General features: G+C 64.8%; 16 protein-coding genes and 1 pseudogene. 6 read left to right on the top strand and 11 right to left on the bottom strand.

The genetic code is table 11. The annotated features are described in order from the left end of the window. Window positions 1–30: 30 nt before the first annotated feature. From ACI766_RS20020 to ACI766_RS20010, 3 genes are all read right to left on the bottom strand, one after another. Window positions 31–1,521, bottom strand: a complete 1,491-nt coding sequence (locus ACI766_RS20020) for an APC family permease (RefSeq protein ID WP_033940058.1) — start codon at window positions 1,519–1,521, stop codon at window positions 31–33. A 259-nt stretch (window positions 1,522–1,780) separates the two neighbouring features. Next, window positions 1,781–3,697, bottom strand: a complete 1,917-nt coding sequence (toxA, locus tag ACI766_RS20015; protein WP_023086494.1) for an exotoxin A — start codon at window positions 3,695–3,697, stop codon at window positions 1,781–1,783. Window positions 3,698–3,946: 249 nt separating this feature from the next. Beyond that, window positions 3,947–4,315, bottom strand: coding sequence for a DUF2195 family protein (locus ACI766_RS20010; RefSeq protein ID WP_003112477.1), 369 nt, complete (start codon window positions 4,313–4,315; stop codon window positions 3,947–3,949). 475 nt (window positions 4,316–4,790) lie between these two features. Here ACI766_RS20010 and ACI766_RS20005 point away from each other — a divergent pair. The 3 genes and pseudogenes from ACI766_RS20005 to ACI766_RS19995 all read left to right on the top strand — a co-directional run bounded on the left by ACI766_RS20005 (window position 4,791) and on the right by ACI766_RS19995 (window position 7,053). Then, window positions 4,791–5,656 (top strand): annotated as a pseudogene (locus ACI766_RS20005) (hypothetical protein). A 103-nt stretch (window positions 5,657–5,759) separates the two neighbouring features. Beyond that, entirely contained in the window at window positions 5,760–6,779 is a 1,020-nt protein-coding gene (locus ACI766_RS20000) for an S-type pyocin domain-containing protein (RefSeq protein ID WP_368483871.1), read from the top strand. Window position 6,780: 1 nt separating this feature from the next. Then, entirely contained in the window at window positions 6,781–7,053 is a 273-nt protein-coding gene (locus ACI766_RS19995; RefSeq protein WP_016561652.1) for a colicin immunity domain-containing protein, read from the top strand. 452 nt (window positions 7,054–7,505) lie between these two features. Here ACI766_RS19995 and ACI766_RS19990 read toward each other — a convergent pair whose 3' ends face one another. The 4 genes from ACI766_RS19990 to ACI766_RS19975 all read right to left on the bottom strand — a co-directional run bounded on the left by ACI766_RS19990 (window position 7,506) and on the right by ACI766_RS19975 (window position 13,888). After that, window positions 7,506–8,060 carry a Bro-N domain-containing protein gene (locus ACI766_RS19990; RefSeq protein ID WP_010793921.1) on the bottom strand — a complete coding sequence of 185 codons (555 nt, stop codon included), beginning with the start codon at window positions 8,058–8,060 and terminating at the stop codon, window positions 7,506–7,508. A 532-nt stretch (window positions 8,061–8,592) separates the two neighbouring features. Continuing rightward, the gene (locus ACI766_RS19985) at window positions 8,593–9,126 is read right to left on the bottom strand and encodes an REP-associated tyrosine transposase (RefSeq protein WP_003101814.1); all 534 of its coding nucleotides are present in this window, start codon (window positions 9,124–9,126) and stop codon (window positions 8,593–8,595) included. Between the two features lie 359 nt (window positions 9,127–9,485). Continuing rightward, a complete protein-coding gene (locus tag ACI766_RS19980) occupies window positions 9,486–10,733 on the bottom strand; it encodes a ribonucleotide-diphosphate reductase subunit beta (protein ID WP_003086547.1) in 1,248 nt (415 codons plus the stop codon). Between the two features lie 263 nt (window positions 10,734–10,996). After that, complete coding sequence (locus ACI766_RS19975) at window positions 10,997–13,888, bottom strand: ribonucleoside-diphosphate reductase subunit alpha (protein WP_003082358.1); 2,892 nt, start codon at window positions 13,886–13,888, stop codon at window positions 10,997–10,999. Between the two features lie 732 nt (window positions 13,889–14,620). Here ACI766_RS19975 and ACI766_RS19970 point away from each other — a divergent pair. From ACI766_RS19970 to ACI766_RS19960, 3 genes are all read left to right on the top strand, one after another. Continuing rightward, window positions 14,621–15,331 (top strand): winged helix-turn-helix domain-containing protein, encoded by a 711-nt coding sequence (locus ACI766_RS19970; protein ID WP_003082360.1) that lies wholly within the window; start codon window positions 14,621–14,623, stop codon window positions 15,329–15,331. Between the two features lie 83 nt (window positions 15,332–15,414). After that, window positions 15,415–17,031, top strand: a complete 1,617-nt coding sequence (locus tag ACI766_RS19965; protein ID WP_003109067.1) for an ATP-binding protein — start codon at window positions 15,415–15,417, stop codon at window positions 17,029–17,031. Window positions 17,032–17,350: 319 nt separating this feature from the next. Next, window positions 17,351–17,560 (top strand): cold-shock protein, encoded by a 210-nt coding sequence (locus ACI766_RS19960; protein ID WP_003082372.1) that lies wholly within the window; start codon window positions 17,351–17,353, stop codon window positions 17,558–17,560. 105 nt (window positions 17,561–17,665) lie between these two features. Here ACI766_RS19960 and ACI766_RS19955 read toward each other — a convergent pair whose 3' ends face one another. The 4 genes from ACI766_RS19955 to ndvB form a co-directional block, all read right to left on the bottom strand. Beyond that, the gene (locus ACI766_RS19955; protein ID WP_003163102.1) at window positions 17,666–18,049 is read right to left on the bottom strand and encodes a hypothetical protein; all 384 of its coding nucleotides are present in this window, start codon (window positions 18,047–18,049) and stop codon (window positions 17,666–17,668) included. A 17-nt stretch (window positions 18,050–18,066) separates the two neighbouring features. Beyond that, window positions 18,067–18,870, bottom strand: a complete 804-nt coding sequence (locus tag ACI766_RS19950; protein ID WP_023090735.1) for a putative RNA methyltransferase — start codon at window positions 18,868–18,870, stop codon at window positions 18,067–18,069. Further along, window positions 18,870–20,021, bottom strand: coding sequence for a succinyl-diaminopimelate desuccinylase (dapE, locus tag ACI766_RS19945; RefSeq protein WP_003082377.1), 1,152 nt, complete (start codon window positions 20,019–20,021; stop codon window positions 18,870–18,872). The genes ACI766_RS19950 and dapE overlap by 1 nt, the downstream gene beginning before the upstream one ends. Window positions 20,022–20,135: 114 nt before the next feature. Then, window positions 20,136–22,745 carry a glycosyltransferase NdvB gene (gene ndvB, locus ACI766_RS19940; RefSeq protein WP_003449096.1) on the bottom strand — a complete coding sequence of 870 codons (2,610 nt, stop codon included), beginning with the start codon at window positions 22,743–22,745 and terminating at the stop codon, window positions 20,136–20,138. Window positions 22,746–22,750: the final 5 nt, after the last annotated feature.

Genomic DNA, 22,750 nt, shown 5'->3' with positions numbered 1-22,750 from the left:
GGAGGCGCCGGAACGGCCGGCGCGTGCGGGTCAGTCCGCCGGCGGAGCGGCGAAGCTGAGGCTGGTGGCGATGCGCCGATGCGGCTTGGCGATGAGCATGTAGAGCAGGCCGAACGCGGCCAGCGCGGAGAACACCACGACCACCGCCCAGACCTGGAACCAGGGCGCGTCGGGCGGGGCGAGGCTGGCCCGCGGCCAGGCGACGTTGAGCGCCTCGAACGACAGCCAGGCGACTGCCAGGACGTTCACCGCCAGCCCCGCGCGCCCCAGGCGCAAGGCGCCCTTGTCCGGGTCCCAGCGGCCGACGAGGCGGGCCCAGAGAGCGCAGGCGGCGACGATCAGGAAGACCACGAAGAAACCGCCGCTGCCGAACGCGATCAGCGTGCCGACCGCCGTGGCGTTCAGCCCCAGGGCCAGGCCGAGGCTGGCCAGCAGCGTGCTGCAGACCATCGCCGCCATCGGCACCTTGCGCCGGTCGACCCGGCGCAGCAGGGCGGAGCCGGGCAGGATGGCGTCGCGCGCCATGCCGAAGATCGCCCGGCCGATGTAGGTCTGCACCGACACCACGCAGGCGACGAAGGCGATCAGCACCACTGCGACGAAGGGCCGCTCGGCCCAGGCGCCGAAGGCGTCCACCACCGCCGGGGTGACCGGGTCGACCACCTGGCCGCTGACCACCGCGCCGATGTCCTGGTAGGACAGGGTCACGGCGAAGGCGGTGAGCATCACGGTGAATCCCACCACCAGCATCGAGCGCAGGATCGCCTGGGGAGTGGAGACGCGGGCATCGGTGGTTTCCTCGGAAATCTGCGAGCAGGCGTCGAAGCCGAGGAAAGCCCAGCCGCCCACCGCCAGCGCTGTCAGCACGCCGTCCAGGTAGGAACCGTCCGCATCGCCTGTGCCGCCCGGGCCGCTGAACAGCAGATCGAGCGGATGGTTGCGGAAGAACAGCAGCAACAGCACGCCGATACCGATGGAGGCGATGGCCTCGGCGACGATCCCGGCATTGACGAAGTACTTCAGCGGGTTGATCCCCAGCAGGTTCACCGCCAGGCCCAGCGCCAGCAGCAGCGCGCCGCAGAGCACCTGGCCGTTGGCCGACGGCGGCGCGCCGGTCGCCAGCAGGCCGAGCCAGAAGCCACCGAGGTAGGCCACGGTAGTCAGCGAGGCCAGCGCCGAAGCCAGGTAGAGGAAGCCGGTGAACCAGGCCAGGCGGTCGCCCACCAGGCGCCGCACCCACTGGTAGCAGCCGCCGGCCAGCGGAAACTGCGAGGACAGCTCGGCGTAGACCAGCGCCACGCCGAACTGCAGCAGCAGGCACAGCGGCACCACCCAGACCCAGGAGGGGCCCATGCTCATGGCGCCGAGGGACATCACCGAGTAGATGCCCACCACCGGCGAGATGGTGGCGAAGCCGACGGAAAAGGACGACCACAGGCTCAGCCCGCGCTCCAGTTCCTGGCGATAGCCGTGGGCCGCCAGCAGGCGTTCGTCGCGGGAGGTATCGCGGAGATCAGTCATGGCGGTCTCCGGGCGAGCGCTGCGGGGAAGGGGAAAGGCGGATGCCACCGATGCGATGGGTGAGCATGGAGAGTCCTCGTCGGCTATTGGAATTGTTATGGCCGCTTCCGGGACGAGCGAAAGCGTGGCAGACGCAGGTTAGGCGGATTACCTATCAGGATGAATTCATATTCGATTGGGCTGGCATCAGGAAAACCTGATGTATGGCCAGGCCCCGAGAAGGCCGGCTCCTGCGAAGGGAGCCGGCCGGTCGCGGCAGTTACTTCAGGTCCTCGCGCGGCGGTTTGCCGGGCTGGCTGGCGTAGTCCGGCAGGGCGCTGATCGCCTGTTCCTTGTCGGGGATGCTGGACGGGTCGAGGTCGCCGCCGACGTTGCGCGGGTCGGTGGGGATCGCCGAGGGAATCACCACGGTGCGCTCGGCCAGCGGCCAGCCGAGAATGGTCTCCAGGCGCCCGCCTTCCTCCTCGGGGCCGGTGATGGCGTCCAGGCGCAGCGGCAGCGGATGGCCGATCAGCCGTTCGACCTCGCCCGCCGCCTCCGGCGCGGCCAGGGTCAGGCCGGTGCGGTAGAAGCCCGGCAGGCTCGAGCGCGGCACATAGACCCGCAGCAGGGCACCGTTGCGGATCCGGCCGCGCGCGTCGGGTTCCTGGTCCTGGGCGTAGCCGTAGGCCAGCGCCGGATCGCCGGCGATATAGAAACCGCGCCAGATCGCGTCGAGATCCTGGCTGCGCGCGCGCACCCCGCCGAAGACGATGCTTTGCGCCGCTTCGAGGAAGGTGCCGTGGTAGCCGACGAACACATAGCCGCGCTCCTCCAGTTGACGGTGCGCCTGGAGCAGCCGCTCCACCGTCCAGTTCTGCGTGCCGCGGGTGCTGAAGCTGACGTCGCCACCGTCGCCGAGGAACTCCGCGCCAGTGGGATAGTTGCGCTCCAGCAGGGCGTCGCCGCTGTCCGCCGGGCCCGCGCATTCACCGGCGGCGACCGGGCAGGTCAGGCTCACCACGTCGGCGCTGGCCGCGCCGGCCTCGTCGTTGCCGGTGCCCTGCCGGACGAAGCGCTCGCTCTCGGCGGCGGCCAGGGTCAGGGCCAGACGGGCCTGCTCCGGCTGCTCGCGGATCGCTTCGCCCAGGTCGCCGCCGCTGCCGGGGCTGGCCAGGGCGTTGCGGATCACCTGGTCGACCTGGTTCCACGACAGTCGCGCCGCCAGGTAGAGGGCGACCAGCCGCTGCACCGGATAGCCGCACTGCTCCAGTTGTTCCCAGCCGCGCGGCTGGCGATGACGGGTGAAAGTCTCCAGCGGCAGGTGGCAGGCCTGGTGCGCGGTCAGCGCGGCCAGGCTGCCGCCCTCGGGGAAGTGCAGGCGATGACTGATGACCGTGGGCTTGATGTCCAGGTCATGCTTCGCCGGGTTGCCGGCGAGCACCCGGTAGATCTTGCCTTCCCAGGTATCGTCGAGGTTGCAGCGCTGCTGGGCGAGGTAGTTGTAGACCCCGTCCAGCGGGTCGAGCAGGCACAACACCTTGCCGCTGGCCCATTCGCTCCAGCGCTTTTCCCGGCGCGGCTGGGCCTGGGCCATGACCACGCTGACCCCGGCATGGCTGATGGCGAGCGTCGGCTGCATCTCGTTGCTCTCGTGCGCCCTGACGAAGAAGGTGGCATCGCGCGCCAGCTTCGCCAGCAACTCGTCGCCCATCTCGATGGTGTAGATCGGCGACATGTGGCTGAGCTGGTTACCGGCGTTCAGTTCGTGGATGAACACCTTGATGTTCGAAGGCTTCTCGTGGCCGATCGGTACCAGCCAGTTCAGCGACCAACTGCCGCGCGCCTGGCGCGTGTAGCTGTAGCGCACCGGCTTGTTCGGCTCGACGCCGCCTTCGAGGCGGATGGTCAGGCCGTCGCTGGTGATGCTGAGGGCGTTGTCGATGGCCAGCTTGAGCGCGTCGTTGCCGCCCTCCAGGACCATGGAGTAGTGCAGCACGCCCTGGCCGTTGGGGTCGGCGATGGCCGGGTCGACGCTCATGCGGCTGGAACGCACGCCGTCCTTGAGGTCGAGCACGCAGGCCTTGGCGCATTCGTTCCAGAGGTCGAAGGCTTCCTCGGCGGCGGACGCGGACGAGCCGCCGGCGAGCAGGCCGAGGCTGGCGACCAGGGGGATCCAATGGGGTATCAGGTGCATCGCGATGGCTCCTGTGATGGGTGAAGGATGAGGCTGATCGAGCGGTTGGTTTTTCTTGTCGGGCGAGCCGGCGGAGAGCGGCGGGGCGTCTAGGGTGCGGGATGCGGGGAGGCTGGCGGGGAGCGGAAGAGGGCTTTTATGGGATTTATGAACTGGATTGCAGAGTGGTGAATGTGCGAACGGGAGGCTTGCCGATCGGCGTGTGCATGCAGGGCGTCCATCTCGGCCTGGTGGTGGCAGCCCGGCCTGTCAGTCAGGCGCCTGGCAACCCAGGGTGACGACCAGTTCGCGGCCGCTCGCCAAGCCGGCGTCCGCCGCCAGGGTCAGCGTGCGCGGCGTGTCTTGGCGACTATCGAGCAGCCCCTCTTGAAGCACGAGGCTGTCGGCGCTGGCGCCCCTGGCCAGCAGCCGATATCGCACCAGCGCTGAGGTACAGCCGCATTCGCCGGTGGAGCGCCGGGCCTCAAGGGTGAGTGGCAGGTGCAACTGGCCCTCCGCCGTGTGCGGTGCACCGAGCCGGGCGGCGAGGCAGGCGGAGAGGGCATTGTCGAGCGTCGCCGCGTCGGCGAATGGGGCGGCCAGGCAGAGGCTGCCGAGGAGCAGGGCTTTGGCGTCCATGTCGGGGTTCCGCTGGGGATGGAAAGGGCATCATGGCTGAGGTGGCTTTATTCGTCGAACGATGGCTGGCCCTGCCGGTAGATCGGCCAGGACTTCATGCGCTGCGGAAACGGCCTGACCAAGTGCAGCGGCTTGCAATCAAAAACGCTGGGCTCGCAATCAGCGTGGTTTTGTCCGGAAGCTCGCGAAGGGGCGGCATGGATGAATTTTGAAAGTGGGAGTTCGTTAATGAACCGAAGGTATGCGGCTTCCGTGACTGGCCGGGGTAGATGAGGTGTGCGTTAAGGAAATGACCGTTTGACGCAGGCGCGATTATAAGAGGTGAGAGAGCGCACCTTCTGGATCATCTAAACACGGGATATTGAAGTTGATTGCAGTGTATTGCCGATGCATTGGGGCTTATTGACTGGGAGAGGGTTCTCGAGGTGGGAGTCGCTCAATACATTACACTTTCAAATTAATGTAGGGGCGATCTATGGCTGTCAATGATTACGAACCTGGTTCGATGGTTATTACACATGTGCAGGGTGGTGGGCGTGACATAATCCAGTATATTCCTGCTCGATCAAGCTACGGTACTCCACCATTTGTCCCACCAGGACCAAGTCCGTATGTCGGTACTGGAATGCAGGAGTACAGGAAGCTAAGAAGTACGCTTGATAAGTCCCATTCAGAGCTCAAGAAAAACCTGAAAAATGAAACCCTGAAGGAGGTTGATGAACTCAAGAATGAAGCGGGGTTGCCAGGTAAAGCGGTCAGTGCCAATGACATCCGCGATGAAAAGAGTATCGTTGATGCACTCATGGATGCCAAAGCAAAATCGCTAAAGGTCATTGAGGATCGCCCGGCCAATCTTTATACGGCTTCAGACTTTCCTCAGAAGTCAGAGTCGATGTACCAGAGTCAGTTGCTGGCCAGCCGAAAATTCTATGGAGAGTTCCTGGATCGCCATATGAGTGAGCTGGCCAAAGCGTACAGCGCCGATATCTATAAGGAGCAAATCGCTATCTTGAAACAAACGTCTCAAGAGCTGGAGAATAAAGCCCGGTCATTGGAAGCAGAAGCCCAGCGAGCCGCTGCTGAGGTGGAGGCGGACTACAAGGCCAGGAAGGCAAATGTCGAGAAAAAAGTGCAGTCCGAGCTTGACCAGGCTGGGAATGCTTTGCCTCAACTGACCAATCCAACGCCAGAGCAGTGGCTTGAACGCGCTACTCAACTGGTTACGCAGGCGATCGCCAATAAGAAGAAATTGCAGACTGCAAACAATGCCTTGATTGCCAAGGCACCCAATGCACTGGAGAAACAAAAGGCAACCTACAACGCCGATCTCCTAGTGGATGAAATCGCCAGCCTGCAAGCCCGGCTGGACAAGCTGAACGCCGAAACGGCAAGGCGCAAGGAAATCGCTCGTCAAGCGGCGATCAGGGCTGCCAATACTTATGCCATGCCAGCCAATGGCAGCGTTGTCGCCACCGCCGCAGGCCGGGGTCTGATCCAGGTCGCACAAGGCGCCGCATCCCTTGCTCAAGCGATCTCCGATGCGATTGCCGTCCTGGGCCGGGTCCTGGCTTCAGCACCCTCGGTGATGGCCGTGGGCTTTGCCAGTCTGACCTACTCCTCCCGGACTGCCGAGCAATGGCAGGACCAAACGCCCGATAGCGTTCGTTACGCCCTGGGCATGGATGCCGCTAAATTGGGGCTTCCCCCAAGCGTAAACCTGAACGCGGTTGCAAAAGCCAGCGGTACCGTCGATCTGCCGATGCGCCTGACCAACGAGGCACGAGGCAACACGACGACCCTTTCGGTGGTCAGCACCGATGGTGTGAGCGTTCCGAAAGCCGTTCCGGTCCGGATGGCGGCCTACAATGCCACGACAGGCCTGTACGAGGTTACGGCTCCCTCTACGACCGCAGAAGCGCCGCCACTGATCCTGACCTGGACGCCGGCGAGTCCTCCAGGAAACCAGAACCCTTCGAGTACCACTCCGGTCGTACCGAAGCCGGTGCCGGTATATGAGGGGGTGACCCTCACACCGTTGAAGACCGAGCCGGAGTCCTATCCGGGAGTGCTACTGGACCTAAACGATCTGATCGTGATTTTCCCGGCGGATTCTGGAGTCAAACCTGTTTATGTAATGCTCAGTAGTCCTCTTGATAGTGGTATCTTCACACGGAGGCAACTACAGAAAAAATTTGATAGCCACAAATATGATTTTGGGCTGGGTGAAAAAAGCGCCAACAATGGAACGCTTGCAGAGTTTAGGGATAAAATTCTTGAGCACCTTGCTGATCCTGCAACCGTAGAAAAAGGGACTTACCACTCCGAAGTAAAATCAAAAGTACATTACAATGCCAGGACTAATATTGTTGTTATCATTGGAGAGGATGGGATGTTTGTTTCTGGGTGGAGGATTGAGCCTGGCACGGATCAATACAATTTTTACATGAAAAATGAGGTGCTTTAAGATGAGCATGGAAATGATAGATATTGCAAAGAAGCTATTAGCCTCATCGATTGACGGGAAAACCTTCAGCGAAGAATTTTTTAAGACTTGGAGGTCCGAGCGCGATTCAGGGGTGCTGGCCCAAGATGATGCATCGCTTGGGAGATGCTTGAGTTTAATGTTTGGTCTGGCCGACAGCTTTACCGAGGGAAAGAAAGAGCGCCCAGGTGAACTTACAGAGGGTGAACTTAAAATAGCTCTGAGTGATTTATTGAAAGAATACAAATACATATAATAAGCCGAACTTTAGTAGGCGTAGACAGAGGCCTCTGTGAGGGGCTTCTGTCTTCTCGTAGAGAGTGGCTTCCCGTCTCGAGATGCAGAAGCACGTCGACTACTAGCAAGATAAACCATAAAAGCCTGGTAGAGCAGTTCGATGCCAAGCCTACGGAGGTTAGTGCGTTGTTCAGCAATACGCTGGACCCGGCGCGAGCGACCGAGTTGCAGGAAAAGATGCAAAGTGCCGGATTACCAGTATGAGCGTCAGTCGCAAAGAGCACTAGCCCGTCGAATGGATTGCAAACTCGCAATTAATCTGAGCCCAGCCTATCCGTCAGTCGCAGATAATTCTGGTTGGCCGCGATGGATTACAGGCCGGTGCTGATTGCAGGCCACGACAAGTAGTCATGTAAAAGCAGGTCACTCCGCTGCTTCAAGCCCTGACTCCTTTCAGGGCATGTGGCGGGGTCAGGCCCGGATCAGCGGGCGTGGGCTGTCGAGGAGTTGGGGGCAGTCGGAGAGGGGGATCCAGGTCTTGCCTTGCCAGTGCAGGGTGTCGATCTCGGCGGTTTTCCAGTGCAGCACGGCGCGCTGGGGCGTGGCGTTGGGGCGGGACTGGCTGCGCAGGCGTGGCAGCACCGAGCCGCTGACCCAACGGCGCAAGCCTCGCGCCGCGCCAGGCACTGCGAGCCAGAGCAGAGCGTAGAGCCCGGACTCGCTGACCAGGCAATCCTGGCGTGGCCCGTGGCGTTCGTCATGGAGCCAGGCGAGCCGCCACTGGTCGGCATCCAGGTGCCGTTCCAGCACATGGCAGAGGGTGAACAAGCGCTCGCGCTGTGCCGCCGTCGCCAGCGGCCACGGCGCCTCGTCACACAACGCCGCCGGCGCCCGACCGCCCAGGTAACGGCCCAGCAGCCGTACCAGGTCGGAGAGCACGAACCAGCCTTCCTCATCCAGCAGCACGGCGTGCAGGACCCGATGGTGGTGGGTGAAACGGCTGGGGTGGAGGAGGGTGTCAGACATGGCGCACCTCCGGGGAGGTGGTGTTGGTGTCGTGCCGCGAGGGGATGAATGGGGTGGGTTGAAAAACGAATGGCATACGCATTTCCTCAATGGAATACACCGCTACTTTCGGGAGCGGTTTGCCGCTGGGTGGTATGCGTTCTTAGCGCCGAAGAATGATTATGGAGCGCACCGATAGCGGTCAACGGTAGGGCGAATAACTGCAAAGCAGTTATCCGCCGATTCTCTGAAGCCATTGCTTGTACATCGACTTGACGAAGTTCTTTCAATCCCCCGATGCTCGGGCGTTACAGGAAAATCCTGTGTAGTTGCGGATAACGCTTCGCGTTATTCGCCCTACCTCTTCCAGAGAAACATCCGACGCTCCGGTCCGCCCCATCAGGAGGCCGAGCGGAATCGTCGTGTAGGAGGTCGAATGCAGGGGCAAGCGCTTTGGTTACTTTCTCGGGGCTGGCCATCCTGCGAGGCCGAGAAAAAGACTTGGTAGCCGGGGTAGAGCGAGTAACGGCACAGCCGTTATCCGCCAGCAGACTCAAACCCGCTCCGCCGCTCGGACCTCCAAGGAAGGATCACCGGCCCAATCCTCGGGATAAAGCCCTTCAGCCACGGCCCGGTGGAAGGTGGAGAAGGGCCAATCCTTGACCGCCGTAACCAGCCCGTGTTTCACAGGGTTGAGATGGATGTAGTCGAAATGGCGCCGGTAGTCCGTGTCATTGCGAATCAGGTGTTCCCAGTAGCGCTGTTGCCAGATGGCGCGTTGTCCTCGCCGCCGTTGCGCGAAGGTACGTGATTCGTGGCAGGGGATGCGCCGTGCGAAGCCGGACTTGATGACCTTCCAGCGGGTGGCGAAATCGGCGTCGTCGGGCGGCAGGGTCCAGAGGCAATGCATGTGCTCCGGCAGCACGACCCAGGCATCGATGCGGAAGGGATGCCGGCGCCTGGTCTGGGCGACCACGCGGCGCAGCAGGTCGATTTCGCGGGTCAGCAGGTTGGAGCGGCGGTCATGCAGGGTGACGGTGAAGAAATAGGTGCCGCCGGGGACCCAGGTTCGTCGGTAGCTTGGCATTGGGGATCGTCCGTGTATCCAGAAGGATTTCGGAGCGTACCTTGGCCAGCTGGCGGATAACGCTGCGCGTTATTCGCCCTACGGAGATTTCAGATTGAGCGAATGGTTGGGCATGTTTTTATTTCTTGTTTTCTAGGGCTGTTTGACAGTCCTCAAATAGTCTGTCGATGGTGTCTTGGGGATAGTGAGCTTGGCACATATCTTCTATTTGATTTGGTGAATTAACTTGCTGAACACCTTGGGTTTTTATTTCTCTTTAATGAAGAACCCCGCACAAGGCGGGGCTCTTCATCTCTACCACTGTCCCGAAATCCCTTTCCGGCGACAGCGTCTAACGGTCTTGACCTAAATCGAGAATCTCAATCCCAGCTCAGTGCTCCGCCCGTCTGGTACTCGATAACCCGCGTCTCGAAGAAGTTCTTCTCCTTCTTCAGGTCCATGATCTCCGACATCCACGGGAATGGGTTGGTGGTCCCCGGATACTCTTCCTTCAGGCCGATCTGGGTCAGGCGCCGGTTGGCGATGAACTTCAGGTAGTCCTCCATCATCGCCGCGTTCATGCCCAGCACCCCGCGCGGCATGGTGTCGCGCGCGTATTCGATCTCCAGCTGGGTGCCCTGGAGGATCATCTGGGTCGCCTCGTCCTTCATCTGGGCGTCCCACAGGTGCGGGTTCTCGATCTTGATCTGGTTGATCACGTCGATACCGAAGTTCAGGTGCATCGACTCGTCGCGGAGGATGTACTGGAACTGTTCGGCGGTACCGGTCATCTTGTTGCGGCGGCCCATGGAGAGGATCTGGGTGAAGCCGCAGTAGAAGAAGATGCCTTCCAGCACGCAGTAGTAGGCGATCAGGTTGCGCAGGAACTGGCGGTCGGTTTCCGGGGTGCCGGTCTGGAACATCGGGTCGGAGATCGAGCGGGTGTACTTCAGGCCCCACGAGGCCTTCTTCGCCACGCTGGGGATCTCGTGGTACATGTTGAAGATCTCGCCCTCGTCCATGCCCAGCGACTCGATGCAGTACTGGTAGGCGTGGGTGTGGATCGCCTCTTCGAAGGCCTGGCGCAGGATGTACTGGCGGCACTCGGGGTTGGTGATCAGGCGGTACACGGCCAGCACCAGGTTGTTGGCGACCAGCGAGTCGGCGGTGGAGAAGAAGCCGAGGTTGCGCATGACGATGCGCCGCTCGTCTTCGCTGAGGCCGTCCTTGCTCTTCCACAGGGCGATGTCGGCGTTCATGTTGACTTCCTGCGGCATCCAGTGGTTGGCGCAACCATCCAGATACTTCTGCCAGGCCCAGTCGTACTTGAAGGGGACGAGCTGGTTGAGGTCGGCGCGGGCGTTGATCATCTGCTTGTCGCCGACCTGCACGCGCGCGGCGGAGCCTTCGAGATCGTCCAGGCCTTCCTGGATGTCGAGGTCGTTCAGGGCCTTCTTGGCGCGGGCGACGGCGTCGGAGTCGTCGGCGGAAACGGCGCGCGCTTCTTCCACCGAGCCGGCGGCTTCGTCGTCCAGCTTGTCATGGCCCTGGGCAACGGCCTGGGCGGCGGCGGGCGCGGCCTTGGCTTCGGTCGGGTCTTCTTTGTCGAATTCGTCCCAGCTCAGCATCTTGCTCTCTCCTGGTCTGGCGGCCGTCTCGGCGGCCTGGATATGGGGCGTGAGGTGCACGCGAAAGCGGTGGTCCGGCACGGTCTGGCCGGGCCGTTCTTCTCCCCCGGAGGGAAGAAGGGGATTGTTCCTGGCCCTGGCGAGGGGCCTTGCGCTGCCAGCGTGGCGCTGGACGAGCGACCGTCAGGCGCCGGGCAAGCCGGACTCACGGGAGGAGTCCGGCTTACCCGGCCGCGACACGGACGCCGTTCAGCGACGCGCGATCACTGGCAGGCTTCGCAGTCGGGGTTGTCGATGCTGCATGCCTGCGGCACCGGCGCCGGCTTCGGCTCGGCGGCCGGGGCGGCTTGCAGGCCGTCGTTGCCACCGGCCGACACGGCGTTGAGCTTGCCGGTGTTGATGGTGGACTTCTCGGTGCTGGTGGCAGCCAGGGCACGGAGGTAGTAGGTGGTCTTCAGGCCGCGGAACCAGGCCATGCGGTAGGTCACGTCGAGCTTCTTGCCCGAGGCGCCGGCGATGTACAGGTTCAGCGACTGGGCCTGGTCGATCCACTTCTGGCGACGGCTGGCGGCTTCGACGATCCAGCGGGTCTCGACTTCGAACGCGGTGGCGTAGAGGTCCTTGAGGTCCTGCGGGATGCGCTCGATCTGCTGCACGGAACCGTCGTAGTACTTCAGGTCGTTGACCATGACCGGGTCCCACAGGCCGCGGGCCTTGAGGTCGCGCACCAGGTAGGGGTTGATCACGGTGAACTCGCCGGAGAGGTTCGACTTCACGTACAGGTTCTGGTAGGTCGGCTCGATCGACTGCGAGACGCCGGTGATGTTGGCGATGGTCGCGGTCGGCGCGATGGCCATGATGTTCGAGTTGCGGATGCCTTTCTGTACGCGCTCGCGCAGCGGCGCCCAGTCGAGGGTTTCCGACAGGTCGACTTCGATGTACTTGGCGCCGCGCTCTTCGATCAGCTTCTTCTCCGAGTCGATCGGCAGGATGCCTTGCGACCACAGCGAGCCCTGGAAGGTCTGGTAGGCGCCGCGCTCGTCGGCCAGGTCGCAGGAAGCCTGGATCGCGTAGTAGCTGATGGCTTCCATGGACTGGTCGGCGAAGGCGATGGCCGCGTCCGAACCGTAGGGGATGTGCTGCAGGTACAGGGCGTCCTGGAAGCCCATGATGCCCAGGCCGACCGGACGGTGCTTGAAGTTGGAGTTCTGCGCCTGCGGGACCGAGTAGTAGTTGATGTCGATGACGTTATCGAGCATGCGTACCGCGGTCTTGACGGTCTTCTCCAGCTTGGCGGTGTCCAGCTTGCCGTCGACGATGTGGTTGACCAGGTTGATCGAGCCCAGGTTGCAGACGGCGATCTCGTCCTTGTTGGTGTTCAGGGTTATCTCGGTGCAGAGGTTCGAGCTGTGCACCACGCCCACGTGCTGCTGCGGGCTGCGCAGGTTGCACGGGTCCTTGAAGGTCAGCCACGGGTGGCCGGTCTCGAACAGCATGGAGAGCATCTTGCGCCACAGGTCCTTGGCCTGGACGACCTTGTGCAGCTTCAGCTTGCCGTAGCTGGCCAGGGCCTCGTAGTACTCGTAGCGCTCCTCGAAGGCCTTGCCGTAGAGGTCGTGCAGGTCGGGGACGTCGGACGGCGAGAAGAGGGTCCAGGAGCCGTCGTCGAAGACGCGCTTCATGAACAGGTCGGGGATCCAGTTGGCGGTGTTCATGTCGTGGGTACGACGACGGTCGTCACCGGTGTTCTTGCGCAGCTCGAGGAATTCCTCGATGTCCAGGTGCCAGGTCTCCAGGTAGGCGCAGACCGCGCCCTTGCGCTTGCCGCCCTGGTTGACCGCGACCGCGGTGTCGTTGACCACTTTCAGGAAGGGCACGACGCCCTGGGACTTGCCGTTGGTGCCCTTGATGTAGGAGCCCAGCGCGCGCACCGGGGTCCAGTCGTTGCCCAGGCCGCCGGCGAATTTCGACAGCATGGCGTTGTCGTGGATGGCGCCGTAGATGCCCGACAGGTCGTCCGGCACGGTGGTCAGGTAGCAGCTGGAGAGCTGCGGACGCAGGGTGCCGGCGTTGAACAGGGTGGGGGTGGAACTCATGTAGTCGAAGGACGACAGCAGGTTGTAGAACTCGATGGCACGTGCCTCGCGGTCCTTCTCCTCGATGGCCAGGCCCATGGCCACGCGCATGAAGAAGATCTGCGGCAGTTCGAAGCGGATGCCGTCCTTGTGGATGAAGTAGCGGTCGTACAGGGTCTGCAGGCCGAGGTAGGTGAACTGCTGGTCGCGCTCGTGATCGATGGCCTTGCCCAGTTTCTCCAGGTCGAATTCCTTCAGCTTGGCATCGACCAGCTCGAACTCGGCGCCTTTCTCGATGTAGGCCGGCAGGGCCTTGGCGTACAGCTCGGCCATCTCGTGATGGGTGGCGCTCTCGGCCACGCCGAGGAAGCCCAGGGCTTCGGCGCGCAGGGTGTCCATCAGCAGGCGGGCGGTGACGTAGGAGTAGTTCGGCTCGCGCTCGACCAGGGTGCGCGCGGTCATCACCAGGGCGGTGTTGACGTCCTTCTCGGCGACGCCGTCGTAGAGGTTCTTCAGGGTCTCGCGCTCGATCAGCGCGCCGTCCACCTCGGCCAGGCCTTCGCAGGCTTCGCTGATGATGGTGTTCAGGCGGCCCATGTCCAGCGGCGACAGGCTGCCGTCGGCGCGGGTGATGCGGATGCTCGGGTGCGGCTGGGCGACGTCGCTGGCGGCGCCGGCGTTCTTGCGCTCGGCGGCGCGGGCTTCGCGGTAGATCACGTAGTCGCGGGCGACCTTCTGCTCGCCGGCGCGCATCAGGGCCAGTTCGACCTGGTCCTGGATCTCTTCGATGTGGATGGTGCCGCCGGACGGCATGCGGCGCTTGAAGGTGGCGGTGACCTGCTCGGTCAGGCGGCGCACGGTGTCATGGATACGCGACGAGGCGGCGGCGGTGCCGCCTTCCACGGCGAGGAACGCCTTGGTGATGGCCACGGTGATCTTGTCATCGGTGTAGGGGACTACGGTGCCGTTGCGCTTGATCACGCGCAGCTGGCCCGGCGCGGTGGCGGCCAGATCCTGCGACGAATCGGCGGCCTGCGGCGCGCTGGCCTGCGGGTTCTCGCGTGTGGTGTCGGTATGCATGGGTGGGTATCTCCACGTTCTCGTAATGGTTTTGCTAGCGGGCGCCGGGGCGCCCATTCCCTTGAATCGATAAAGAGCCGGGCAGCCGGCCTCGCGGCGGCTGCTTCATTCGAATGCTGAGGGTGGGGACTGTGAGTGCCTCCCTGGCCCTGGCGGGTTCGTGGCGTTTTGCCGTCGAACACAATACCTAGTGGTGTTGACTGTCTGTTTACAGCGTCCGTTGCAACACCCGTACCGCTTTTCCAACGTCATGAAGGGCTCCTTGCGGTGAGCGCCGTCGATGCTTTCAGTACGTCTGGAAAATGCTTTTTTGCGGAGCCGCCGGAGCCATCAGAGTGGTCCGTGCGCGGTTGGTTCCGTTGTAGCCGTTCGTGCGCTCGAAACCCAAGATATAGGGGGTGGCGACGATGGGGATACAAGATAATGCGCTAATGGGGTGTTTGCAAGGTGACAGTCTGGGGGAAACCTGTGGATAAAGTGTGGGTCTTCTGTGCGTGAGTCCTAGGAAGCGTCCGTAGGCCGCGGCAGCGCTGGAGAATGCCATTCGTCGCCCTCGGAAAGCACCGGCGCAGACCTACTCCCCAACCTTTCGGGGCGCGCACCCTACCCACAATATGTAGTGTTTGCAAGATGTTCCTCGCGTGCTGCCGCGCGGCCCCCGTATTGGCTACAATGCGGGCCGCTCTGAGGGGGCCGCACGGCGGCTCCGGGACCGCGATACGAGGAGGCTGTGTGGAGCAAGAAGCCTGGCGCATCCTGATCGTCGAGGACGATCGACGCCTGGCCGAGCTGACCCGGGAATACCTGGAAGGCAACGGCCTGAAGGTCGACATCGAAGCCAACGGCGCACTGGCGGCGGCGCGTATCCTCGCCGAACGCCCGGACCTGGTGGTGCTCGACCTGATGCTGCCGGGCGAGGACGGCCTGTCCATCTGCCGCCAGGTGCGCCCGCAGTTCGACGGTCCGATCCTGATGCTCACCGCGCGCACCGACGATATGGACGAGGTACTCGGCCTGGAGATGGGCGCCGACGACTACGTGTGCAAGCCGGTGCGCCCGCGTGTGCTGCTGGCGCGCATCCGTGCCCTGTTGCGGCGCAGCGAGGCGCCGGAAGCGGGCGCCCCGGCGGCGGACAGCAAACGCCTGGCGTTCGGTCGCCTGGTGATCGACAACGCGATGCGCGAGGCCTGGCTGGACGGGACCACCATCGAGCTGACCAGCGCCGAATTCGACCTGCTCTGGCTGCTGGCGGCGAACGCCGGGCGCATTCTCTCCCGCGAGGAGATCTTCAACGCCCTGCGCGGCATCGAGTACGACGGCCAGGACCGCTCCATCGACGTGCGCATCTCGCGGATCCGCCCGAAGATCGGCGACGACCCGATGCACCCGCGGCTGATCAAGACCGTACGCAGCAAGGGCTACCTGTTCGTCGGCGAGGGCTGAGGCGCTTTTTTCCTGCGGGCCGGGGCGCGGGCGTCCCGGTCGGCCAGAATCAACAGCAGCGGACAGCGGCCGGGGGCTCGCCGATGAAATCCATCTTCCTGCGCATCTATGGCGGCATGCTCCTGGCCCTGCTGCTGGTCAGCGGCCTGGGCCTGCTCGGCCTGCACTGGATCAACGAGGTGCGCGGCGAGCACTACCGCGAGGAGCTGGCGCGCGGCACCTTCCGCCTGATGGCCGACAACCTGCAACCGATGACCGCCACCGAGCGCAAGCGCGCCCTGGCGCAGTGGAGCCGCTTGCTGGGGATTCCCCTGCAACTGCGCGGGCTGGATGAGCTGCGGATGGATGGACGCAGCCGCGCGCGCCTGATGAACGGCCAGGTGCTGGTGAAGCAGACCGCCGAGCACGCCGTCACCGTCTATACCCAGGCCAGCGCCGCCGAGAACCTGGTGCTCAGCGGCGAGGTGCAGCAGGTCAGCGAGCAACTGGCGCGGGCCACGGTCTATCTGCTGATGGACGAACTGGTGCGCTACCCGGCCAGCGAACAGCCTTACCACCTGGCGCGGATCGTCCGCGACAAGCGCTTCGGCTTCCCGGTGCACCTGCTCCAGGTCAAGGAGCTGGACCTCGACGACGACCAGCGCCGGCGGGTGGTGGAGGGCGACACGGTGATGGCGCTGGGCAAGGACGGCGACTCGATCCGCATCTTCGCCGGCATCCTCGACACGCCCTGGGTGCTGGAGCTGGGCCCACTGTTCCAGATGAACCTCTATCCGCCGCAGCTGCTGTTGCTGCTCGGCGCGCTGTGCCTGAGCTTCATCGGCCTGATCACCTACCTGCTGGTGCGTCGTCTGGAGCAGCGCCTGCGCAGCCTGGAGGCGGCCGCCACGCGGATCGCCCGCGGCAGCCTGGATACTCGCGTCGAGGTGCGCGGTGGCGACTCGGTGGGACGCCTGGGCGCGGCCTTCAACCATATGGCCGAGCACATCCACCGGCTGCTGACGGTGCAGCGCGAGATGGTTCGCGCGGTGTCCCACGAGCTGCGCACGCCGGTGGCGCGGTTGCGCTTCGGCCTGGAGATGATCGAGACCGCCGAGACCGACGGCGCCCGCCTGAAGTACCTGGAGGGCATGGACAACGATATCCAGGACCTCGACAAGCTGGTCGACGAGATGCTCACCTACGCGCGCCTGGAACAGGGCTCGCCGCCGCTGACCTACCAGCGCCTGGAGCTGGGCGTGCTGGTGCGCCAGGTGGTGGAGGAGATCGCCCCGCTGCGCCGCGAGGTGCTGGTCAGTTGCGAGGAGGGCGCGCTGGTGCCTGAGGAGCTGGGCAGTTGGATCGAGGCCGAGCCGCGCTACCTGCATCGGGCCTTGCAGAACCTGCTGACCAATGCGCTGCGGCATGCCGATCGTCGGGTCAGGATCAGCTACCGGGTCAGCCTGGAGCGTTGCCGGGTGGATGTCGAGGACGACGGGCCGGGGGTGCCGGAGGCGCAATGGGAGCGGCTCTTTACGCCATTCCTACGCCTGGACGATAGCCGGACCCGTGCTTCCGGCGGGCATGGCCTGGGACTGTCCATCGTCCGGCGGATCGTCTACTGGCATGGCGGCCGGGCCTCCATCGGCCGCAGCGAGACTCTGGGCGGTGCCTGCTTCACCCTGGCCTGGCCGCGCAAGGCGGGTCTGCGCGACCGCTGAAAAGCCGACGGAAATATGGCGGCTAGCTATCTGCAAGTGCATGCGCAGACGTATTCCAGGCGTAGCGAAAACATATCGAAAGGCCAGTCCCGCCGGGCGTGGCGAGTATTCCGCCAGGGGCTAAAAAAGTCCTTTTCAGTTGGACTCGTTTGTTTATACTCCGGGACGCGGTGGCTAGTGGAACGCCATTCGAAATGCCCGCTCCAACGGCATTTTGCCGGGGTCGGATAACAAGAACAGCGTTGCGCAGCCGAACCGTCGAAGTCTTCCCGGATTGGGAAGGCCACTTATAAAAAATTGCAAGTTGGAGAGTGTGGTAATGGCTGATCGTGAGGTCGGAACCGTCAAGTGGTTCAATGACGCCAAAGGTTATGGATTCATTCAACGCGATAGCGGTCCGGACGTGTTCGTTCACTACCGCGCCATCCGCGGCGAGGGTCACCGCTCCCTGGTGGAAGGCCAGAAAGTGGAATTCTCGGTGATCCAGGGCCAGAAAGGCCTGCAAGCGGAAGACGTCTCCAAGGTCTGATTCCCGCAAGCAAAAGCCCGTCGCGAGACGGGCTTTTGTCATCCAGCGCATCCACCCCGCCAGGCCCCCGTTGGGTGGCCCCTCGCAGCGCGGGGTTTTCGTCGTTCAGGCGGTGCGCCAGGTAATTTCCTCGACGCCCCCGGCGTCGACCCGCAGCCAGCGGTCGGCGTCCTCTTCGCCCTGGTTTTCCTCCCAGCCGCCCGGCGCGCAGCGGATCTCCACGCCGAGCGCGGCATGCGCGGCCCTGGCGCAGGCGAGGTCGTCGTCCCAGGGCGTGCTGTCGCTCTCCAAGAACAGGCTGTGCCACTTGCCCACCGCCTTCGGCAGCCAGGTGACGCGCACCGCGCCGTGCTCGCCGCGGGCGGTGCACTTGAGGGTCTGGCCGCGCTCCTGCCATGGGCCGCAGGGTCCCAGCGCCTGTTCCAGCCAGGCGGCGACGGCCGCGTGCTCGGCGTCTTTCAGGTAGATCTCGATATCCGGTTGGCGCATGGGGTCCTCGGGGACGGTCAGTCGCGTTGCAGCCAATCGTAGCGCACCGCCACGCTGACTTCGAAGGGTTCGGCCAGGATTCGCGCGCGGCGCTCGGGGTTGACCCGCCAGCCGTGCGGGGTCATGGCCAGGAGGTTTTCCCGCGCGTCGTAGCTGTCCAGCGCCAGGCGAAACTCGAGGGTCTCGGTGTGGCGCAGGCGCAGTTGCGCGGGCAGGCTGGCGAGGTGCTTGTCGTCGGCGTAGTCGCGCACGTCGTCATAGAGCCGCTGGCGCAGTTCCAGCAGGTGCGCGCTGGCCGGGCCCAGGCGCAGTACGCCGCCGCCGGGGGCGAGGACGCGCACGGCTTCGTTCCAGTCGATGGGGCTGAACACGCTGGCGATCAGCTCGCAACTGGCGTCGGCCAGCGGCAGCCGGGCCATGCTCGCCACCAGCCAGGACAACTGCGGCGCGCGGCGGCAGGCGCGTTTCACCGCCTCGCGGGAGATATCCAGGGCATAGCCTTCGGCGCCGGCCAGGGCTTCGCCGAGCCGGGCGCTGTAGTAGCCCTCGCCGCAACCGATATCCAGCCAGCGTCGCGGCGCGCGTTCGGCGGCCAGTTCGGCCAGGCGCCGGGCCAGCGGCGCGTAGTGGCCGGCGCCGAGGAACTGGCGACGGGCCTCGACCATGGCGGCGTTGTCGCCCGGATCGAGGCTTTTCTTGTGCTGCACCGGCAGCAGGTTCAGGTAGCCCTGGCGGGCGCGGTCGAAGCGGTGCTCGGCGGGGCAGGCGACGCCGTTGTCGACCTCGCCCAGGGCGGCGGAGCAGAGCGGGCAGATCAGCATCAGGCGAGCAGCCTCACCAGGGTCTGGTAGTAGATTTCGGTGAGCAGCTCCAGGTCGCTGGCCAGGACCCGCTCGTTGACCTGGTGGATGGTGGCGTTGACCGGGCCGAGTTCGACCACCTGGGTGCCCATGGTGGCGATGAAGCGTCCGTCGGAGGTGCCGCCGCTGGTCGAGGGCTGGGTCTCGCGGCCGGTGACCGCCCTGATGCTGGCGGCCACCGCATCGAGCAGTTCGCCCGGCTCGGTGAGGAACGGCAGGCCGGACAGCGCCCATTCGACGTGCCAGTCCAGGCCGTGCTTGTCGAGGATCGCCTCGACGCGTTTCTGCAGGCCTTCGACGGTGGATTCGGTGGAGAAGCGGAAGTTGAACAGCGCGGTCAGTTCGCCGGGGATGACGTTGGTGGCGCCGGTGCCGGAGTTCAGGTTGGAAACCTGGAAGCTGGTCGGCGGGAAGAAGGCATTGCCGTCGTCCCAGTGTTCCGCCGCCAGTTCGGCCAGCGCCGGGGCGGCCAGGTGAATCGGGTTCTTCGCCAGGTGCGGGTAGGCCACATGGCCCTGTACGCCGCGGATGGTCAGCTTGGCGCCGAGGGAGCCGCGGCGGCCGTTCTTCACCACGTCGCCGACCAGGCTGGTGCTCGACGGTTCGCCGACGATGCACCAGTCCAGGCGCTCGCCGCGTGCGGCGAGGCGTTCGACCACCGCCTTGGTGCCGTGGTGGGCCGGGCCTTCCTCGTCGCTGGTGATGAGGAAGGCGATGGCACCCTTGTGCTCCGGGTGGTCGGCGACGAAGCGCTCGACGGCGACGATCATCGACGCCAGGCTGCCTTTCATGTCCGCCGCGCCGCGCCCGCAGAGCATGCCCTGGTCGTCGATCAGGGCGTCGAAGGGTTGGTGCTGCCAGGCCTGCAGCGGGCCGGTGGGGACCACGTCGGTGTGCCCGGCGAAGCACAGCACCGGGCCGTCGCCGCCGCGCCGTGCCCAGAAGTTGTCCACCTCCTCGATGCGCATCGGCTCCAGGGCGAAGCCGGCGGCTTCCAGGCGGCGCATCATCAGGGCCTGGCAGTCGGCGTCGAGGGGCGTGACGGAGGGGCGGCGGATCAACTCGCAGGCGAGTTCGAGGGTCGGCGAGAGACTCGGCGAAGAGGCGGTCATGGGGAGGGCATCCTGAGCGGGTCGAGCGGAAAGGGGGAATCTTAAAGCATAAACGCGGGCGAAGGGACGCCGTTTAGGCGAGCGGAGCCGGCTGTCCCGACGCCTCGCTCGACCTCAACCGCCGATCCGCTCGGCGCCGCCGGCCAGTTCCTCGCGCGGTTTCGGCAGCGACGAGAGCAGGGCCATGACCAGCGCCGCCAGGTAGGGTAGCGATTGCACCAGGAGCATGGCGACCCAGATCAGCAGGTCGCGGCTCGGCACGCCCTGAACCGCCACGATGCCGGCCGCCGCGCCCCACAGCAGGAGCATCACGAAGACTTCCTCGCGGGCCTCCGCCAGGGCCACCAGCAGGCCGTGGCTGGAGCGCATCTTCGGCGTGCGGAAGAACGGGATGCCGCGGGTGACGAAGCCGTACAGCACCGCCTTGGCAATGGTGTGCGAGAGCGACAGGCCGGCGAGGGCGGCGAAGAACGAGTCGCGCAGGTCGACGCCGACGGTGCGCCGGTAGAGGAAGAGGATCTTGCCGACCTTGAAGACGAACAGGGCCAGCGGCAGGATCGCGAAGATCAGCAGCGGCGGGTCGACGCGCTTGGGCACGATGATCATCGCCGCCGACCAGAGCAGCGCGCCGAGGGTGAAGAAGATGTTCAAGCCGTCGGCGATCCACGGCAGCCAGCCGGCCACGAAGTGGTAGCGCTGGCCGCGGGTCAGGCGGCTGCCGTCGGGACCGCGGCCGCGCAGCAGGGCGTCGGTATGCCGCTTCATGATCTGGATCGCGCCGTAGGCCCAGCGGAAGCGCTGCTTCTTGAAGTCGATGAAGGTATCGGGCATCACCCCCTTGCCGTAGCTGCGCTCGAAGTAGGCGGCCGACAGGCCCTTCTCGAACACCCGCAGGCCCAGCTCGGCGTCCTCGGTGATGCACCATTCCGGCCATCTCAGCTCGTCCAGCACGCTGCGCCGGATCATGGTCATGGTGCCGTGCTCGATGATCGCGTCGCGGTCGTTGCGGGTGACCATGCCGATGTGGAAGAAGCCCTTGTACTCGGCGTAGCAGAGCCGCTTGAAGGCGCTCTCGTGCTGGTCGCGGTAGTCCTGCGGCGACTGCACCACGGCGATCCGCGGGTCGCCGAAGTGCGGCACCATGTGCCTGAGCCAGTCGGGGTCGACGCAGTAGTCGGCATCGATCACCGCGACCACCTCGACGTCCGCCGCCACGTGGCCCAGGGCGAAGTTCAGCGCGCCGGCCTTGAAGCCTTCCAGCGGGGCGACGTGGAAGAAGCGGAAGCGCTCGCCCAGGCGCGCGCAGTGCGCCTCGACCGGCTGCCAGACGGCCGGGTCGCGGGTGTTGTTGTCGATCACCAGGACTTCGTAGTCCGGGTAGTCGAGGCGGGCAAGGGCGTCGAGGGTCTGCTTCAGCAGTTCCGGCGGCTCGTTGTAGCAGGGCACGTGGATCGACACCTTGGGCCGATAGGCCTGCGCGGCGGTGATCGGCAGGAATGGCCGGCGCCGCTTGCGCGTCCAGACCGCCTCGGCCAGCTCGTGGGCCTCGGTGAACAGCACGATGACCACCCCCAGCGCGCCGACGCCCAGCAACGCGCCGACGGTCAGGCTGAACCAGGTGCTGTACTGCTGGCTGTAGTCGTAGGCGATCCACACCAGCACCGAGGCGCAGGCGAACGAGACCACGGCGAGGAAGGTCCTCCCGCGCTGGCGCAGCGAGGAACTGTCGATCAGCAGCAGGGTGAAGGCGAGTACCGCGAGTACCGCCGAGGCGATGGCCAGGGCGCGCCACTTGGGAATCGGCACCACCGGCCCGGTGAAGTTGAACTTGGCCTTGCGGTCGGCGTTGTAGACGCCCCAGTAGGCGCCCACCGAGCCTTCGGCGCTGACCTTCCAGGGCTGGTCGAAGGCTTCGATGACGAAGTAGCTGTAGCCTTCGCCGTTGAGCGCGTTGGTCAGGCGCCGCAGGTAGATGGCCTGGTCCGCGGGTGTCGCCTCGGCGCTGCCGCGCATGCGCCCGTTGCTCGGCCAGCCGACCTCGGCGAGCAGCAGCGGCTTCCTCGGGAAGGCGGCCTTGAGTTCGCGCGCGCGTTCGAGCACGAAGTCCACCGCGTCGGCCACCGGCGTAGCCTCCCAGTAGGGCAGGACGTGGGCGGCGATCAGGTCGACGTGTTGCGCCAGTTCCGGGTATTCGCGGTAGACGTGCCACTGTTCGGCGGTGGTCACCGGAACCTTGACCGCCGCGCGGACCCGGTCGAGGTAGGCGATCAACTGTTCCGCCGTCACCTCGCGGCGGAACAGCGCCTCGTTGCCGACTATCACTCGCACCACGCTCGGCGACTCGTTGGCGATGCGGATGGCGCGGGCGATCTCGGCCTCGTTGCTGGCCAGGTCCGGGCCGAGCCAGATGCCCAGGCTGACGCGCAGGCCGAACGCCTCGGCCAGCGCCGGGATGTCGCCGAGCGCGCCCTGGACCGAATAGGTGCGGATGCTGTGGGTGTGCCGGGCGACCAGTTCCAGGTCGGTGCGCATCTGTTCGGCGCTGGGGTAGCGGCCGCTCTGCGGGTTCTGGTTGAGGCGGAACGGCGAGAAGGAGAGGCCGGAGATGCGTTCCGGCCAGTCCGGTACGCTGACCGGACGGTTGTACAGGGCCCAGATGCCGGTGAAGAGGGCGGCCAGGGCGACGATGACCACCAGGTTGAGCCCGATCTTGCGTGAAGACATAGAGA

Origin of the sequence: Pseudomonas sp. DL, from assembly GCF_047199225.1 — a bacterium.
GTDB classification, from domain to species: domain Bacteria; phylum Pseudomonadota; class Gammaproteobacteria; order Pseudomonadales; family Pseudomonadaceae; genus Pseudomonas; species Pseudomonas aeruginosa.
Note: the sequence above shows the minus strand (reverse complement) of the source record. Positions and strands in the feature narration are given on the sequence as shown.

Coding starts and splice junctions, on each gene's coding strand:
- ACI766_RS20020 (WP_033940058.1), bottom strand. CDS start 1,521: ATGACTGATCTCCGCGATACCTCCCGCGACGAACGCCTGCTGGCGGCC.
- toxA (WP_023086494.1), bottom strand. CDS start 3,697: ATGCACCTGATACCCCATTGGATCCCCCTGGTCGCCAGCCTCGGCCTG.
- ACI766_RS20010 (WP_003112477.1), bottom strand. CDS start 4,315: ATGGACGCCAAAGCCCTGCTCCTCGGCAGCCTCTGCCTGGCCGCCCCA.
- ACI766_RS20000 (WP_368483871.1), top strand. CDS start 5,760: ATGCCAGCCAATGGCAGCGTTGTCGCCACCGCCGCAGGCCGGGGTCTG.
- ACI766_RS19995 (WP_016561652.1), top strand. CDS start 6,781: ATGAGCATGGAAATGATAGATATTGCAAAGAAGCTATTAGCCTCATCG.
- ACI766_RS19990 (WP_010793921.1), bottom strand. CDS start 8,060: ATGTCTGACACCCTCCTCCACCCCAGCCGTTTCACCCACCACCATCGG.
- ACI766_RS19985 (WP_003101814.1), bottom strand. CDS start 9,126: ATGCCAAGCTACCGACGAACCTGGGTCCCCGGCGGCACCTATTTCTTC.
- ACI766_RS19980 (WP_003086547.1), bottom strand. CDS start 10,733: ATGCTGAGCTGGGACGAATTCGACAAAGAAGACCCGACCGAAGCCAAG.
- ACI766_RS19975 (WP_003082358.1), bottom strand. CDS start 13,888: ATGCATACCGACACCACACGCGAGAACCCGCAGGCCAGCGCGCCGCAG.
- ACI766_RS19965 (WP_003109067.1), top strand. CDS start 15,415: ATGAAATCCATCTTCCTGCGCATCTATGGCGGCATGCTCCTGGCCCTG.
- ACI766_RS19960 (WP_003082372.1), top strand. CDS start 17,351: ATGGCTGATCGTGAGGTCGGAACCGTCAAGTGGTTCAATGACGCCAAA.
- ACI766_RS19955 (WP_003163102.1), bottom strand. CDS start 18,049: ATGCGCCAACCGGATATCGAGATCTACCTGAAAGACGCCGAGCACGCG.
- ACI766_RS19950 (WP_023090735.1), bottom strand. CDS start 18,870: ATGCTGATCTGCCCGCTCTGCTCCGCCGCCCTGGGCGAGGTCGACAAC.
- dapE (WP_003082377.1), bottom strand. CDS start 20,021: ATGACCGCCTCTTCGCCGAGTCTCTCGCCGACCCTCGAACTCGCCTGC.
- ndvB (WP_003449096.1), bottom strand. CDS start 22,745: ATGTCTTCACGCAAGATCGGGCTCAACCTGGTGGTCATCGTCGCCCTG.